A 16,591-nucleotide genomic window follows, 5' to 3' on the forward strand; every position below is an offset into this window, starting at 1 on the left:
ACTCATCAAAAATAATCATCGTATAAGGAGGTGATCCAGCGCCAGGTTCCCCTAGCGCTACCTTGTTACGACTTCACCCCAGTCATGAACCACAAAGTGGTAAGCGTTCTCCCGAAGGTTAAACTACCTACTTCTTTTGCAGCCCACTCCCATGGTGTGACGGGCGGTGTGTACAAGGCCCGGGAACGTATTCACCGTGGCATTCTGATCCACGATTACTAGCGATTCCGACTTCATGGAGTCGAGTTGCAGACTCCAATCCGGACTACGACGCACTTTTTGGGATTCGCTCACTTTTGCAAGTTGGCCGCCCTCTGTATGCGCCATTGTAGCACGTGTGTAGCCCTACTCGTAAGGGCCATGATGACTTGACGTCGTCCCCACCTTCCTCCGGTTTATCACCGGCAGTCTCCCTGGAGTTCCCGACATTACTCGCTGGCAAACAAGGATAAGGGTTGCGCTCGTTGCGGGACTTAACCCAACATTTCACAACACGAGCTGACGACAGCCATGCAGCACCTGTCTCAGAGCTCCCGAAGGCACACCTGTGTCTCCACTGGCTTCTCTGGATGTCAAGAGTAGGTAAGGTTCTTCGCGTTGCATCGAATTAAACCACATGCTCCACCGCTTGTGCGGGCCCCCGTCAATTCATTTGAGTTTTAATCTTGCGACCGTACTCCCCAGGCGGTCTACTTAACGCGTTAGCTCCGAAAGCCACGGCTCAAGGCCACAACCTCCAAGTAGACATCGTTTACGGCGTGGACTACCAGGGTATCTAATCCTGTTTGCTCCCCACGCTTTCGCATCTGAGTGTCAGTATCTGTCCAGGGGGCCGCCTTCGCCACTGGTATTCCTTCAGATCTCTACGCATTTCACCGCTACACCTGAAATTCTACCCCCCTCTACAGTACTCTAGATGACCAGTTTCAAATGCTATTCCGAGGTTGAGCCCCGGGCTTTCACATCTGACTTAATCATCCACCTGCATGCGCTTTACGCCCAGTAATTCCGATTAACGCTCGCACCCTCCGTATTACCGCGGCTGCTGGCACGGAGTTAGCCGGTGCTTCTTCTGCAGCTAACGTCAAATGAATGCGCTATTAACACATCCACCTTCCTCACTGCTGAAAGTACTTTACAACCCGAAGGCCTTCTTCATACACGCGGCATGGCTGCATCAGGCTTGCGCCCATTGTGCAATATTCCCCACTGCTGCCTCCCGTAGGAGTCTGGACCGTGTCTCAGTTCCAGTGTGGCTGATCATCCTCTCAGACCAGCTAGGGATCGTCGCCTTGGTGAGCCCTTACCTCACCAACTAGCTAATCCCACCTGGGCATATCTTGACGCGAGAGGCCCGAAGGTCCCCCTCTTTGGCTCCCGTTCATTACAAACAAAAGCATTATGCGGTATTAGCCATCGTTTCCAATGGTTATCCCCCACATCAAGGCAATTTCCCAGGCATTACTCACCCGTCCGCCGCTCGACGCCGAAGTAGCAAGCTACTTCTCGTTTCCGCTCGACTTGCATGTGTTAGGCCTGCCGCCAGCGTTCAATCTGAGCCATGATCAAACTCTTCAATTTAAAGTTTTCTCGGCTCAATGAATACTGACTTCAAAACTAATATTCATTCGAAAATGAACATGTCATTCTAAAGCTATTATCGTTCTCTTCTTAAATTAATAGGAACAGAACGATAATGAATTGACTGTGCCAAATAATGCCTTTCTACAAGAGAAAGTCGTTATTTGTATTGGTCACTCAGTTCATTGATACCTAAAGTGATTCAATAGAATCATTTTTGGATTATCATCAACGAGTGCCCACACAGATTGATAGGTTTATATTGTTAAAGAGCATTGTTCTGGACTTAACTCAGAACAGACGACCATTTTAGTCATATAAAGCTGAGTGTCAAACACTTTTTTCAACTTATTTTTCAGCATTTCTGCTTGACCATTAAGTCTCGCTATCTAAGTAACTTTTCACTTCGATGTATCTTTCCGAAGCCTTTCCTAGACAGCGAGGGGCATTATAGAGATAACATTTACAATGACAAGCGATTTTGAACATTTTTTTTATTTTTTTGCTTTTCGATTAAAATTTAAGCCCAAGCGGCCAAATTTGCATCTATTCTCTATAAATCACTAAACTTTTTAGCAAATAAAGAGACTTTTCCCCAATTGGTGTACTCAACCTCTTTATCAGTATTGGTCTCGCCTCCGGTCATGCTCATAATCAGCTTAATCATCACCTTATCGAACCAATTATAGCGAGGGTAATAAAGTGCACCTGCAAATACTCCGATCAATTTAGGCTGCCAAGGAGACTTGGCCAGGAACTTTTGTATATAGACACTACCTTCGACTGTATCTTTACCTTGACTTTCTTTTCTCGCGGTTAGATTTACGCAAAAAAAACCTACTTTTAAGCTATCTAGTTGAGCTTTATTCTGCTTAATAAATTGGTACAACTTCTTATTCAAGTGACCATAGCGGATGGAAGCACCAATCAATACTTTGTCATAAAGTGAAAAGTCGATATTTTTTACAACATGCAAATCTAAGGTTTCAACGTCCATGTGCGATAAATTGTTCTCGATATAGGTGAGTATTTTTTTCGTCTGGCCTTCACGGGACGAATACAGAAACAAAGCTTTTAGCACAAGGCCTCCTTAGCTACGCCAAAAAGTAGGCGTCAATAAAATCAATAAAGTGAAGATCTCTAATCGCCCAAACAGCATTGAGACAATCAACACCCACTTAGCCTTTTCATTGATATCACCAAAATGCAAAGCCACTTCTCCCAAGCCTGGCCCAAGGTTATTTAAGGTAGCGGCAACAGCAGAGAAAGCGCTAAGTTCATCCATACCTGCAGCAATTAGACCCAGCATACAAACCACAAAAACAAGAGCGTAAGCTGAAAAAAACCCCCACACTGCATCTACAACCCGTTGTGAAAGAGCTGAGCCACCCACCTTGATGGTATAGACAGCCCTCGGGTGAACAAGACGTTTTAATTCACGCGCTCCCTGTAGTGTCAGTAGTAGTACACGAATGACCTTCATTCCTCCACCAGTAGAACCCGCACAACCGCCTATAAATGAAGAGAATAGAAGTAACACTGGTAAAAACAGCGGCCAGTCAGCAAAACCCGTTGTTGTAAAGCCTGCTGTTGTGGAGATAGAAACGGTTTGAAATAAAGCTTGATCAAACGCATCGTAGAAAGAGCTATAGGAGTGATGATTTAATAAAATCAGGAAACAAACGGTAAAAAGGAGTATTTGAATTAAGATAAAAGCTCTAAACTCTGGATCTTTCCAATAGTATTTGGGGTGTACACCGCCAGAGGCAAATGCTGCAAAATGCAGCGAGTAATTACAAGCAGAAATAAGCAAAAATACTACTGTGATTATATTAATGGCATAACTATCAAAATAGCCAATACTCGTATCATGAGTTGAAAAACCTCCAATTGCTATGGTGGAAAAACTATGCCCAATAGCATCAAAGGGTGTCATACCTGCCAACCAAAAAGCTAATGCACAAGCAATTGTCAGACTTAGGTATATATACCATAACGCTTTAGCCGTCTCTGCTATCCGTGGAGTCATTTTACTATCTTTCACTGGCCCTGGTATCTCAGCACGATAAAGCTGCATACCACCAATTCCCAGCACAGGCAGAATCGCAACAGCCAAAACAATGATCCCCATCCCACCAAACCATTGCAAAAACTGGCGATAAAACAAAATAGCTTTTGGTAAATCATCAAGGCCAACAATAACTGTCGCTCCAGTAGTTGTTAAGGCAGAAAAAGACTCAAAGAAAGCATCCGTTACCGACACACTTGGGTTATCGGACAACAAGAAAGGAATCGAACCGGCACTACCGATAACTGTCCAGAATAGCACTACGATCAAAAAGCCGTCTCGTGCCTTAAGCTCATGTTTATGTCGCCGATTTGGCCACCAGCATATGGCTCCACAAATAAATAGAAAAAAGAAAGTTGTCACAAAGGAAACACCAGCACCGTCACGATAAATTAAAGCGACAAGGGCTGGAGCCAACATGGATACACTAAAAAGAGCGAGCAAAAGCCCGACAATTCGGATAATTGAACGAAATTGCATGAATTGATGATTACCGAAGCAAAGCTTCCGACTTCCTGATTATCATTGTTTGCCATCTAGTGGGGTTACCAAAATTCTGGCACCACTCTTATTTATTACACTCCGAGTGAAATCATTGACATAGCGCAGCTCAATGTCCACAACCATTTTAACTTGTTGACTATAGTCAGCTTCAACTTCTTGTGCCTCAAATTGGCAGAGTAAGCTTTGGACAATAGCAACAAAACCATAGTCTAACTCTAGTAGTAGTTTTGTGGTTATTTTTTTCTCAATTGTTTGAAGCAACTTGAGCGCCTTTTGCACTCCGCCACCATAGGCCCTAACAAGACCTCCCGTACCCAGCTTTATTCCTCCTGAATACCTAGTGACCACAGCTGTCATTTCACCGACTCCAGAGCCAGCCAGTTGAGCTAAAATTGGTTTACCTGCCGTCCCCGATGGTTCTCCATCATCACTGAATCCCCACTTCATTGAATCTTCAGGGCGACCAACAACAACCCCCCAACAATGGTGTCTAGCCGCTGCATGTTGGATTTTAACCTGGTCGATGAATGCCTTAGCTTCAGCGTTAGATGGAGTATGTTTCAGTTGAGTGATGAATAGGCTTTTTTTGATTTCCTCTTGATAAAAAATCAACTCTTTAGGTATAAGAAATGGCTTGTCATTCATTGCACTATGACCAAATTTTTCTATTTGTTGAGTCTATCACGTGAGACAAATAAGAGCGCCTAAAAGATCAGTCTCAGCGCACAATGTTAAACACTTGTTTAAAAAATGTATTGAATTTCATTTCTTCTGAGGCCAAACTGAAATAACTGGTCAAACCAGAATAAAATATAACGACATTTCTCAATGTCGGCTTAAGACCGACATACGCGCAATCCCAAGATTGTATGTCATGGAGATAGATAATGATTTACCAAGCCGAAACCCTACAGGTGAAGGAATTACATGATGGTATCGCTGAGCTCATTTTTTGCTCGCCGAAATCCGTTAACAAACTCGACCTTGCAACACTCGAATCGCTAGATAAAGCGCTTGAAGCTCTAAAAAGCCATCATGGGCTAAAGGGTTTACTACTCACATCGGATAAAGATGCCTTCATTGTTGGTGCTGATATTACTGAGTTTCTCGGACTGTTTTCTAAACCAGAGACAGAGTTGGATAAATGGCTTCAGTTTGCTAACAGCGTTTTCAACAAATTAGAAGATTTACCTGTCCCAACACTGTCTGTTTTGAAAGGGCATGCTCTTGGTGGTGGTTGTGAGTGTGTACTTGCTACCGATATAAGAATTGGTGACAAAACGACTAGTATTGGATTACCTGAAACTAAACTAGGCATAATGCCTGGCTTTGGAGGTTGTGTTCGACTCCCCCGCCTTATCGGCGCTGACAGTGCAATGGAAATCATCACTCAAGGTAAAGCATGCCGCGCTGATGAAGCGCTGAAGATCGGGTTGCTCGATGCGATTGTCGAAAGTGAATCTTTACGCGAGTCCGCATTAGCTACATTATCACAAGCAATCAACGAAAAAGTTGACTGGCAACAACGGCGCAACCAAAAAACATCAGCACTGACTTTAAGCAAACTAGAAGCCATGATGAGCTTTACTATGGCGAAAGGCTTAGTCGCTCAAAAAGCAGGTCCACACTACCCGGCACCAATGAAGGCGGTTATAGCGATCGAAGAAGGTGTACAGAGCGCTAGAAATGAAGCGCTAGATATTGAACGTAAGTATTTTGTACAACTTGCTAAGTCAGAAGAAGCGAAATCTCTCGTTGGACTATTCCTTAACGATCAGTATATTAAGGGAGTCGCCAAAGACGCCGCAAAGGCAGCAAACAAAGGCACTCAGCGCGCTACTGTTTTAGGTGCTGGCATTATGGGTGGTGGCATCGCCTACCAATCGGCCTTGAAAGGTGTGCCTGTTTTAATGAAAGACATTGAACAAGCATCGCTTGATCTCGGTATGAAAGAAGCATCTAAGTTACTCAACAAACGCCTATCTCACGGCCGCATTGATGGATTTAAGATGGCTGACATTTTGGCATCCATAACTCCTAGCTTACATTATGCTGGTATCGACGATTCAGATGTAATTGTCGAAGCCGTTGTCGAGAACCCAAAGGTCAAAGCAGCGGTTCTTAGCGAAGTCGAACAGCAAGTGAATACAGATACAGTCATTGCTTCTAATACCTCGACGATACCAATTAATCAGTTAGCAAAATCACTTCAACGCCCTGAAAACTTCTGTGGTATGCACTTCTTCAATCCAGTACACAAAATGCCATTGGTTGAAATAATCCGTGGTGAGAAGACATCAGATGAAACCATCAATCGTGTTGTGGCATACGCAGCAAAAATGGGCAAATCACCGATCGTCGTCAATGACTGCCCGGGATTTTTCGTCAACCGCGTGTTATTCCCCTATTTTGGTGGTTTCAGCATGCTACTACGTGATGGTGCAGATTTTTCTAAAATTGATAAAGTCATGGAACGTAAATTTGGCTGGCCAATGGGACCTGCTTACCTGCTAGATGTGGTTGGTATTGATACCGCTCACCATGCACAGGCCGTTATGGCGCAGGGCTTTCCGGAGCGAATGGGTAAAGCTGAACGTGACGCCATTGACGCTCTATTTGACGCCAAAAAATATGGCCAGAAAAATGGTCATGGCTTCTACAGTTACAATATCGACAAGCGCGGAAAACCGAAAAAAACCTTTAACGAAGATGTGTTACCTATCCTCTCTGATGTTTGCTCTAAAAAACAAGACTTCGATGACCAAACAATCATCCAACGTATGATGATTCCGATGATCAATGAAGTGGCATTATGCCTACAAGAAAAAATCATAGCTTCTCCTCAGGAAGGGGATATGGCTCTAGTATATGGGCTAGGTTTTCCTCCATTTCGTGGTGGCATATTCCGCTACCTTGACAGTATTGGTATCGCAGAATTCGTAGCGATGGCAAAACAACACTCAGATTTAGGAGCCATGTACCAAGTACCACAACTACTAATCGACATGGCCGCCAATGGTGAAACCTTCTATGGCAATCAGCAGCAAGGTTCTATCTAAGGAGATACCCAAATGACACATCAAACTAAAAGCGTTGTCGTCGTAGATTGTTTACGTACACCTATGGGGCGCTCTAAAGGTGGAGCCTTCCGTCATACTCGCGCTGAAGACCTATCAGCTCATTTAATGAAAGGTATACTGGCACGTAATCCACAGGTCGATGCTAAGGAAATTGAAGATATATATTGGGGTTGTGTTCAGCAAACTTTAGAACAAGGCTTCAATGTAGCACGTAATGCCGCACTACTGGCTGGGTTGCCAATTGAAATTGGTGCCGTCACAGTAAACCGCTTGTGTGGTTCATCGATGCAAGCATTACACGATGCAACTCGAGCTATAATGACAGGCGATGCTGATATTTGCTTGATAGGAGGAGTTGAGCATATGGGACACGTTCCCATGAATCATGGCGTAGACTTCCACCCTGGTATGTCAAAAAACGTTGCCAAAGCTGCCGGCATGATGGGCCTAACAGCCGAAATGTTGGGTAAAATTCATGGTATTACTCGCGAGCAACAAGATGAGTTTGCAGCCCGATCCCATGCACGTGCCCACGCTGCGACCATTGAGGGACGCTTTAAAAACGAAATATTACCGACAGAGGGGCACTCACAAGATGGTACGCTCTTCACACTTGAGCATGATGAGGTAATTCGACCTGAAACATCGATTGAAGGACTTTCTCAACTTAGGCCAGCCTTTGACCCAGCGAATGGCACTGTCACCGCAGGTAGCTCATCCGCTCTTTCTGATGGTGCATCAGCCATGCTAATTATGAGTGAAGATAAAGCAAAACAACTGGGTCTAAAAATTCGAGCACGCATCAAAGGCATGGCTATTGCCGGTTGCGATCCGTCGATTATGGGTTACGGCCCAGTACCCGCCACTCAAAAAGCACTAAAACGTGCAGGCTTATCTATCAAAGATATGGACATAGTCGAGCTAAATGAAGCCTTTGCAGCACAATCTCTGCCATGTGCAAAAGACTTAGGTCTACTCGAGGTAATGGAAGAGAAGGTAAACCTCAATGGTGGTGCAATCGCTCTTGGCCATCCATTAGGTTGCTCAGGTTCTCGCATTTCAACCACTCTGATCAACCTTATGGAAGATAAGAACGCTAAATATGGTCTAGCGACTATGTGTATTGGCTTAGGTCAAGGTATTGCTACCGTGTTCGAACGCCCGTAACCTTAACATATAAGGCCAGGTTAAACTGGCCTTATTCATATCCACATATTATTCATCATATTTAAGCCAATCCTTGTGCAATTTCTCACCATCACCTAAATAATCTACCATCCATTGAATCAGTTTATGATTGGCATCTTTACGCCATACCAAGCAGCATCGACTAACTGGATTATCATCTGGCAATAACTTTTCTAACAAAGCACCCTGGTGAACTAAAGGCACAGCAATATGACTTGGCATGTAGCCAACACCTACGCCATTTTTTAAGCACTCTGTTGCCGTATGCCAATTTGGCAACAGTAATCGACGCTGGTATGGGTAATGGCCAGAATGACGTTTAGGCAACACATTAGATGTATCATCCAAACAAATGGCTGGAAATTGGCTGACAAACTCTTCTGTCAGAACCTGATACTGTGCACATGGGTGGTGTGGGGCAACTACAAATGTCCAATCCAGACCTCCCATATCCTTCACTTCAAAGTCACCCCCAACCGGAATAGCCGAGGTCGCGCCAATAACAATGTCCGCTCTTTCTTGTGATATTGCTTCCCAAGAACCATTAAATACTTCCATATTAATTTGTAGCTCTGCATATGGAAAAGTTTGGTAAAAATCTTCAACCAAGGGCTTTAAGCATTCGAGCTTTACAACATTATCAAGAGTCAATTTCAATGTTTTTTGCCAGCCATGCGCCGCACGCTTAGTTTGAGACTTAACCTCTTCCATCTGTCGTAACATGGCTCTGGCTTGCTCGACAAACACCTCTCCAGCAACAGTCAACTCCACCTTTCTGGGGAGACGCCGAAACAAAACAACATCTAGGTCCTGCTCAATCTGACGAACACCATAACTGATTGCAGAGGGTACCTTATGTAATACTTGCGCAGCAGAAGTAAAACTTCCAAGCCGAGCAACCGTATCCACCAGCTCTAAAGATGCTTGAGAAAACATACCTACCATTTCCCTTCAATTTTTTTGATTGATAACCATAAAAAATAGCGCTTAAAAGCTAAAAACATCATGGGTAAAATATAAAAGCCTACATTAACACTGATAAATAACGAAAGTAATCCATGAATTATTTTGAATGGAATTCAAATGAATATATCTAAACTGCAATTTTTCTATTTAGCCTGTCTATCCATGCTGGGATTTGTCGCCACCGACATGTATCTTCCTGCTTTTAAAGCGATGCAACATGATTTTGCAACTGGACCAGAACAAATAGCACTATCTCTCACCGTCTTTCTTATCGGAATGGCTATCGGACAACTATCTTGGGGACTCGCATCTGATAAATTTGGTTATCGAAACACTCTAGCTGCTGGCTTGAGCCTATTTACACTTGCCTCTTTGGGTTTAACATTTAGCGATCAAGTATGGCAACTTCTGACTCTGCGCTTCATTCAAGCTATCGGTGTTTGTGCCCCAGCAGTTATCTGGCAAGCTATGGTCATTAAACGTCATGCAAATAAAAGCCAACAGATTTTTGCCACTATTATGCCCCTAGTGGCACTTTCCCCTGCATTAGCACCTCAATTGGGCGTAGCACTCTCTGATCTCTGGGGATGGCGTAGTATATTTATTACTTTAACTATTGTTGGATTGGTATTGATCGCTGCAACTATGGCGCAGGGGAGCCCAAAAGAGAAAACCAAAAAATCTTCTATTAAAGCTGATATAAAAGCCTTAATCACATCTAAAACCTATTTGGGTAATGTGGCGATGTTTGCCACAGCATCGGCAGCATTCTTTGCTTACCTAACTGGCATGCCAGAAATAATGGCTCAATTAGGTTATGATGCTAAGGATATAGGCCTAAGCTTTATACCTCAAACCATTGCTTTTATGGCTGGTGGATACCTAGGTAAAAAATGCGTTTCTAAACATGGTGATGAATACATCCTTCGCCAGATTATCGGGTTATTCAGCCTTGCTGCGATTGTTATTTTGATAGCCTCACAATTTCACCTTTCTTCTATCTGGCCCATTTTGGCTCCATTCTGCCTAATAGCTGTCGCAAATGGTGCTCTTTACCCCATTGTTGTCAACAGAGCGCTAGCAAGTGCCAAACAAAGCCCAGCAACAGCAGCGGGTTTACAAAACAGCTTACAAATATGTATCAGTAGCCTTGCTAGTGCATTAGTCGCAGCAATGGCTAGCCAAGCCCAAGCCGTAACAGGTGTTGCCATCATAATATGTATGGGTGGGCTATGGATTGGCTATTGGCTGGCGAATCGCAACCAACCAGAGGCAACTATAGATGCTAGTGAAACACAAATAGTGACTGAAAAATAGGTAGCATTAAAAAGCGCCGCTAAATAGCGGCGCTTTCGATATATTATTTTTTAGTCGGCCTTTGCCAATTTTTTATCATTCGCTCTTTAACGCGAGTAATGACCAACTCACCTTCCTCAACATCTTTAGTTAAAGTAGTTCCTGCACCAAGAGTCACACCATCAGCCACTACCACTGGTGCAACTAACTGGCTATCAGAACCAATAAAGACATCATTACCTATGATAGTTCTAAACTTGTTAACGCCATCATAGTTACAGGTGATCGTACCAGCACCAATATTAGTTCGCTCACCAATTTGAGCATCACCTAGGTATGTTAGATGATTAGCCTTGGAGCCTTCGCCTAATAGAGTGTTTTTTACTTCAACAAAGTTACCTACATGAGAGCCATTGCGCATTTCAGCACCAGGGCGAAGGCGTGTGAATGGACCAACGGTACAATCCTCTGCCACTGTGGCACCTTCAATCACACTGTATGGACGAATAACAGTGTTGTCATCGATTTCACAATCCTTAAGTACGCAACCGGTGCCAATTGTCACTTTATCACCTAGTGTGACTTTACCTTCAATAATGACATTGGTATCGATTTCACAATCCACCCCACACTGTAACTCTCCACGAAGATCAAAGCGCGCTGGATCGCGTAACATTACCCCTTGTTCGAGTAACTTTTGTGCCTGCATTTCTTGAAAAGCACGCTCTAAACGAGCAAGCTGCGCTCTATCATTCACTCCCTCTACTTCTATAGCATTTACAGGATGAACGGCTTCCACAGCACGCCCCTCATTATGGGCAGCTGCAATAATATCAGTAAGGTAATATTCACCTTGAGCATTGTTATTGTTAAGGCCAGAAAGCCAGCGTTTCAAATCACCACCAGTAGCAACCATAACACCAGTGTTGATCTCTTTAATCAGCTTTTGCTCTTCTGTCGCGTCTTTTTGCTCAACAATAGCTACAACTGGCCCATTATTACGAACAATACGACCGTAACCCGTTGGGTTATCCAACACGACTGTTAGTAACGCGATACCACCATTAGGTTGAGCATCAAGTAGACTTTCTAGTGTTTCCTCAGATATTAAAGGCACGTCACCGTAGAGAACTAAAATCTTTTCATCATTTTCAAATTGAGCAGATGCTTGATCAACCGCATGTCCTGTACCCAACTGTTCGGCCTGAAGAACCCAGTTAACTGGCTCGCCACAAAGTTCTCTCTGCATCTGATCACCACCATGACCAAATACTAGGTGCACATTTTGTGCTCCCAAATTTTTACATGTGTCAACAACATGTTGAACCATAGGCTTTCCAGCCAAGGTATGTAACACCTTAGGCTTACTAGAGTACATGCGAGTCCCTTTACCCGCTGCGAGAATCACCGCGCTAAATTTCATTCAAAACCTTTAGATGAAGTTATTAAACTGAGAAGTATTTTAGACTTTAACTAAAAATTAGTTAACTGCTCTGGAAGTATTTCCCTTAAAAAATAGAAAAAAGGCGGTCATTTGACCGCCTTTATCACTTTAAAACACCGAAAGTTGCCTTAACGGCGTTTCTTTGTCAGCTCGATAACACGTAGCTGAGCAATGGCTTTTGCCAGCTCACTGGCCGCTTGAGCAAAGTCCATATCGCCATGCTGATTCTGAATATTCTCCTCAGCGCGGCGCTTGGCTTCTTCTGCCTTCGCTGCGTCTAGCTCCTCACCACGGATAGCTGTGTCTGCCAATACAGTCGCTGTACCAGGCTGCACTTCTATCATACCACCGGAAACGTAAATAATTTCCTCGTGGCCGTGCTGTTTCACAATACGCACCATACCAGGCTTGATAGCGGTCAGTAGCGGAGTGTGGCCATGGAAAATACCTAGCTCACCCTCGCTACCGGTCACCTGAAACGTTTCAACACGACCAGAAAATAATTTCTTTTCAGCGCTGACTACGTCTAGGTGAAAGGTTATTGGTGCCATATCGCCTCCTAGTTAGCCTTATAGCTTCTTCGCATTCTCGATGGCATCGTCAATTGCACCACAGTACATAAACGCTTGCTCTGGAACGTCATCGTAATCACCAGCTAGAAGACCTTTGAAGCCACGTAAAGTCTCTTTAAGAGATACGTAAACACCTGGGTCGCCAGTAAATACTTCCGCTACGTGATAAGGCTGAGTAAGGAAACGCTCTATCTTACGTGCACGAGATACAACTTGCTTATCACCTTCAGATAGCTCATCCATACCTAGAATCGCAATGATATCTTTCAGCTCTTTATAACGCTGTAGAGTAGATTGAACACCACGCGCAATGTCGTAATGCTCTTGACCTACCACTAAAGGATCTAGCTGACGAGAAGTCGAATCTAGTGGGTCGATCGCTGGGTATAAACCCATAGCTGCAATATTACGGTTAAGTACAACCGTTGCATCTAAGTGCGCAAACGTTGTTGCTGGAGATGGGTCAGTCAAGTCATCCGCAGGAACATATACCGCCTGTACAGACGTGATAGAACCGGCTTTAGTTGATGTGATACGCTCTTGAAGTACACCCATTTCTTCCGCTAGAGTAGGCTGATAACCTACCGCTGAAGGCATACGACCAAGAAGTGCTGACACTTCAGTACCTGCCAATGTGTAACGGTAGATGTTATCAACAAACAGAAGAACATCACGTCCTTCATCACGGAAACGCTCAGCCATTGTCAAACCAGTCAAAGCAACACGTAAACGGTTACCTGGTGGCTCGTTCATCTGACCGTAAACCATCGCAACTTTTGACTCTTCAGGATTTTCAACGTTTACAACGCCAGCTTCCTGCATCTCAAAGTAGAAATCGTTACCTTCACGAGTTCGCTCACCAACACCAGCAAACACTGATAGACCTGAGTGCTGTAATGCAATGTTGTTGATAAGCTCCATCATGTTAACGGTCTTACCTACACCTGCACCACCAAATAGACCAATTTTACCACCCTTAGCGAATGGACAAATCAAGTCGATTACTTTAACACCCGTCTCTAGCAGGGATGTTTCGTTTGACTGCTCTTCGTAGCTTGGCGCTTCACGGTGAATAGAGTATTTCTCTTCTGCACCGATGTCACCACGCTCGTCAATTGCGTCACCTAGAACGTTCATGATACGACCTAGGGTCTTAGTACCAACGGGTACTGAAATTGGAGCGCCAGTATTGACAACTTCCACTCCACGACGTAAACCATCAGAGCTACCCATTACGATACAACGAACTACGCCACCGCCTAGCTGTTGCTGAACTTCAAGAACTAAACGCTCTTTTGAGTCCGTTACGTTTAGAGCGTCATATACACTAGGTACTTCACTCTGTGGGAACTCTACGTCGACTACCGCACCGATGATCTGTACGATCTTACCTGTAGCCATCGTTAATCCTCTAAACTATTTAGTTTTACCTACGCTTAAACCGCAGCCGCACCACTAACAATTTCCGACAGTTCTTGTGTAATCGCAGCCTGACGGGCTTTGTTGTACACAAGTTCTAGATCATCAATCAAATTGGACGCGTTATCAGTTGCAGCTTTCATCGCAACCATTCGAGCCGCTTGCTCACAAGCAAGGTTCTCAATTACTCCCTGATACACCTGTGACTCTACGTAACGAACTAATAGTGCGTCCAGTAAAGGCTGTGGCTCAGGCTCATAAATGTAGTCCCATGAATGATCACGCTGCATCTCTTCGCTATCTGATTTAGGCAAAGGTAGCAATTGATCGATCGTTGGTTGCTGAACCATAGTGTTGACAAACTTATTGAACACTACATACAGACGGTCCAGTTCACCTTCATCATATCTCTTCAGCATTACGCTCACAGAACCAATCAGGTCTTCCAAACTTGGGCTATCACCCAGGCCTGATACCTGTGCAGCAACTTTAGCGCCACTGTTATTAAAAAACGCAGTTGCTTTTGAACCAACGACGGCCAGTTCAACTTCAGCACCTTTGTCTTTCCAAGCTTTCATATCTGTAATGGCTTTCTTGAACACGTTAATGTTCAAACCACCACACAAGCCTCGGTCTGTAGAAACTATGATGTAACCAACTCGTTTCGCCTCACGCTCCTCTAGGTACGGATGACGGTACTCTAGATTTGCGTTTGCCACATGACCGATCACTTTACGCATTGTTTCAGCATATGGACGAGAAGCTTCCATAGCGTCTTGAGAACGACGCATTTTTGAAGCTGCTACCATTTCCATCGCTTTCGTAATTTTCTGCGTGCTTTTAACACTACCGATTTTATTACGTATCTCTTTTGCGCCGGCCATCGTTACTCTCCATTAGCTGGTGGCAATTAATGCCACCGACCTATTACCAAGTTTGGGTTGCTTTGAAATCGTCGACCAGCTTCTTAAGCTGAGCTTCGATATCTTTGTTGTAAGCACCCGTCTTGTCGATCTCAGACGCAAGTTCTGCGTATTGACCGCGAGCATACGATAGTAAAGCCGCCTCGAAATCTAGAACTTTATTCAGTTCTACATCATCAAGATAGCCACGCTCTGCTGCAAAGATAGTTAACGCTTGGTCAAAAACAGACATAGGAGCATACTGCTTTTGCTTCATTAGCTCTGTTACTTTCTGGCCATGATCCAACTGTTTCTTCGTAGCATCATCAAGATCAGAAGAAAACTGAGCAAAAGCTGCAAGTTCACGGTATGCAGCAAGTGCTGTACGTATACCACCTGATAGTTTCTTGATGATTTTAGTCTGAGCTGAACCACCTACACGAGATACTGATATACCAGGGTCAACAGCAGGGCGAACGCCCGCATTGAATAGCTCAGTTTGCAGGAAGATCTGACCATCTGTAATCGAGATTACGTTAGTCGGTACGAATGCTGAAACGTCACCAGCTTGAGTTTCAATGATAGGTAGGGCAGTCAAAGAGCCAGTCTTACCTTTCACTTCACCATTAGTGAACTTTTCTACATAATCCGCGTTAACACGAGCAGCACGCTCTAGTAGACGAGAGTGAAGGTAGAATACATCACCTGGGAATGCTTCACGGCCTGGTGGACGCTTAAGTAGTAGGGAAATCTGACGATAAGCAACAGCTTGTTTAGATAGATCATCATAAACAATCAATGCATCTTCACCGCGATCACGGAAATACTCTCCCATCGTACAACCTGCGTAAGGCGCAAGATATTGCAGCGCTGCAGATTCAGAAGCTGACGCAACAACCACAATTGTGTTTGCTAGAGCACCATGTTCTTCTAGTTTACGAACCACGTTAGCGATAGTCGAAGCTTTCTGACCAATTGCCACGTAAATTGAGTAAATACCAGAATTTTTCTGGTTAATGATCGCATCAATCGCTAAAGCAGTTTTACCCGTTTGACGGTCACCAATCACAAGTTCACGCTGACCACGACCAATTGGGATCATTGAGTCAACAGACTTGTAACCAGTTTGAACAGGTTGATCAACCGATTGACGGTCGATTACACCTGGTGCAATCACTTCTACAGGCGAAGATAATTTAGCTTCAATTGGACCTTTACCATCAATAGGCTCACCTAGTGTATTCACTACGCGCCCTAGCAACTCAGGACCAACTGGTACTTCGAGAATTCGACCTGTACCTGTAACTTTCATGCCTTCCTTTAGGTCAGCATATGGACCCATTACCACAGCACCAACCGAGTCACGCTCAAGGTTAAGTGCTAGCGCATAACGGCTACCCGGTAATTCAATCATTTCACCTTGCATCACGTCTGCTAGACCGTGAATGCGAATGATACCATCACTTACCGATACGATAGTACCTTCGTTGCGAGCTTCACTAACAACATCGAAAGATTCGATACGTTGTTTAATTAGATCGCTAATTTCAGTGGAATTAAGTTGCATGCTC

General features: G+C 44.2%; 12 protein-coding genes and 1 rRNA gene. 3 read left to right on the forward strand and 10 right to left on the reverse strand.

The window, feature by feature from the left end; translation table 11 throughout:
* Window positions 1–23: 23 nt before the first annotated feature.
* From KO511_RS12815 to KO511_RS12830, 4 genes are all read right to left on the reverse strand, one after another.
* Window positions 24–1,581, reverse strand: a 16S ribosomal RNA gene (locus tag KO511_RS12815).
* A gap of 553 nt (window positions 1,582–2,134) precedes the next feature.
* Window positions 2,135–2,662: a menaquinone-dependent protoporphyrinogen IX dehydrogenase gene (gene hemG / locus KO511_RS12820; RefSeq protein ID WP_215987811.1), complete on the reverse strand. Its 528-nt coding sequence runs from the start codon at window positions 2,660–2,662 to the stop codon at window positions 2,135–2,137.
* Between the two features lie 9 nt (window positions 2,663–2,671).
* The gene (locus tag KO511_RS12825) at window positions 2,672–4,129 is read right to left on the reverse strand and encodes a TrkH family potassium uptake protein (protein ID WP_125319546.1); all 1,458 of its coding nucleotides are present in this window, start codon (window positions 4,127–4,129) and stop codon (window positions 2,672–2,674) included.
* Window positions 4,130–4,171: 42 nt separating this feature from the next.
* Entirely contained in the window at window positions 4,172–4,798 is a 627-nt protein-coding gene (locus KO511_RS12830; RefSeq protein WP_215987812.1) for a YigZ family protein, read from the reverse strand.
* A gap of 242 nt (window positions 4,799–5,040) precedes the next feature.
* Here KO511_RS12830 and fadB point away from each other — a divergent pair, with 242 nt between their 5' ends.
* Complete coding sequence (gene fadB / locus KO511_RS12835) at window positions 5,041–7,212, forward strand: fatty acid oxidation complex subunit alpha FadB (RefSeq protein WP_215987813.1); 2,172 nt, start codon at window positions 5,041–5,043, stop codon at window positions 7,210–7,212.
* Window positions 7,213–7,224: 12 nt separating this feature from the next.
* Window positions 7,225–8,400, forward strand: a complete 1,176-nt coding sequence (gene fadA, locus KO511_RS12840) for an acetyl-CoA C-acyltransferase FadA (RefSeq protein ID WP_215987814.1) — start codon at window positions 7,225–7,227, stop codon at window positions 8,398–8,400.
* Between the two features lie 48 nt (window positions 8,401–8,448).
* Here the strand turns inward: fadA and punR are convergent, their stop codons facing one another.
* Window positions 8,449–9,357, reverse strand: coding sequence for a DNA-binding transcriptional activator PunR (gene punR, locus KO511_RS12845; RefSeq protein ID WP_215987815.1), 909 nt, complete (start codon window positions 9,355–9,357; stop codon window positions 8,449–8,451).
* Between the two features lie 147 nt (window positions 9,358–9,504).
* Between punR and punC the strand changes: the two genes are divergently transcribed.
* The gene (punC, locus tag KO511_RS12850; protein WP_215987816.1) at window positions 9,505–10,704 is read left to right on the forward strand and encodes a purine nucleoside transporter PunC; all 1,200 of its coding nucleotides are present in this window, start codon (window positions 9,505–9,507) and stop codon (window positions 10,702–10,704) included.
* A 43-nt stretch (window positions 10,705–10,747) separates the two neighbouring features.
* Here punC and glmU read toward each other — a convergent pair whose 3' ends face one another.
* The 5 genes from glmU to atpA form a co-directional block, all read right to left on the reverse strand.
* Entirely contained in the window at window positions 10,748–12,106 is a 1,359-nt protein-coding gene (glmU, locus tag KO511_RS12855) for a bifunctional UDP-N-acetylglucosamine diphosphorylase/glucosamine-1-phosphate N-acetyltransferase GlmU (protein ID WP_215987817.1), read from the reverse strand.
* Window positions 12,107–12,255: 149 nt separating this feature from the next.
* Window positions 12,256–12,678, reverse strand: a complete 423-nt coding sequence (locus KO511_RS12860; protein ID WP_215987818.1) for a F0F1 ATP synthase subunit epsilon — start codon at window positions 12,676–12,678, stop codon at window positions 12,256–12,258.
* 18 nt (window positions 12,679–12,696) lie between these two features.
* Window positions 12,697–14,100, reverse strand: a complete 1,404-nt coding sequence (gene atpD / locus KO511_RS12865) for a F0F1 ATP synthase subunit beta (protein WP_215987819.1) — start codon at window positions 14,098–14,100, stop codon at window positions 12,697–12,699.
* A 35-nt stretch (window positions 14,101–14,135) separates the two neighbouring features.
* On the reverse strand, window positions 14,136–15,002 hold the full coding sequence (gene atpG, locus KO511_RS12870; RefSeq protein ID WP_125319554.1) for a F0F1 ATP synthase subunit gamma: 867 nt from the start codon (window positions 15,000–15,002) through the stop codon (window positions 14,136–14,138).
* Between the two features lie 43 nt (window positions 15,003–15,045).
* Window positions 15,046–16,587, reverse strand: a complete 1,542-nt coding sequence (gene atpA, locus KO511_RS12875) for a F0F1 ATP synthase subunit alpha (RefSeq protein ID WP_215987820.1) — start codon at window positions 16,585–16,587, stop codon at window positions 15,046–15,048.
* Window positions 16,588–16,591: the final 4 nt, after the last annotated feature.

It is taken from the genome of Vibrio hepatarius (genome assembly GCF_018860525.1).
GTDB lineage: Bacteria > Pseudomonadota > Gammaproteobacteria > Enterobacterales > Vibrionaceae > Vibrio > Vibrio hepatarius_B.

Coding starts and splice junctions, on each gene's coding strand:
- punC (WP_215987816.1), top strand. CDS start 9,505: ATGAATATATCTAAACTGCAATTTTTCTATTTAGCCTGTCTATCCATG.
- glmU (WP_215987817.1), bottom strand. CDS start 12,106: ATGAAATTTAGCGCGGTGATTCTCGCAGCGGGTAAAGGGACTCGCATG.
- KO511_RS12830 (WP_215987812.1), bottom strand. CDS start 4,798: ATGAATGACAAGCCATTTCTTATACCTAAAGAGTTGATTTTTTATCAA.
- fadB (WP_215987813.1), top strand. CDS start 5,041: ATGATTTACCAAGCCGAAACCCTACAGGTGAAGGAATTACATGATGGT.
- fadA (WP_215987814.1), top strand. CDS start 7,225: ATGACACATCAAACTAAAAGCGTTGTCGTCGTAGATTGTTTACGTACA.
- KO511_RS12825 (WP_125319546.1), bottom strand. CDS start 4,129: ATGCAATTTCGTTCAATTATCCGAATTGTCGGGCTTTTGCTCGCTCTT.
- atpD (WP_215987819.1), bottom strand. CDS start 14,100: ATGGCTACAGGTAAGATCGTACAGATCATCGGTGCGGTAGTCGACGTA.
- punR (WP_215987815.1), bottom strand. CDS start 9,357: ATGTTTTCTCAAGCATCTTTAGAGCTGGTGGATACGGTTGCTCGGCTT.
- atpA (WP_215987820.1), bottom strand. CDS start 16,587: ATGCAACTTAATTCCACTGAAATTAGCGATCTAATTAAACAACGTATC.
- atpG (WP_125319554.1), bottom strand. CDS start 15,002: ATGGCCGGCGCAAAAGAGATACGTAATAAAATCGGTAGTGTTAAAAGC.
- KO511_RS12860 (WP_215987818.1), bottom strand. CDS start 12,678: ATGGCACCAATAACCTTTCACCTAGACGTAGTCAGCGCTGAAAAGAAA.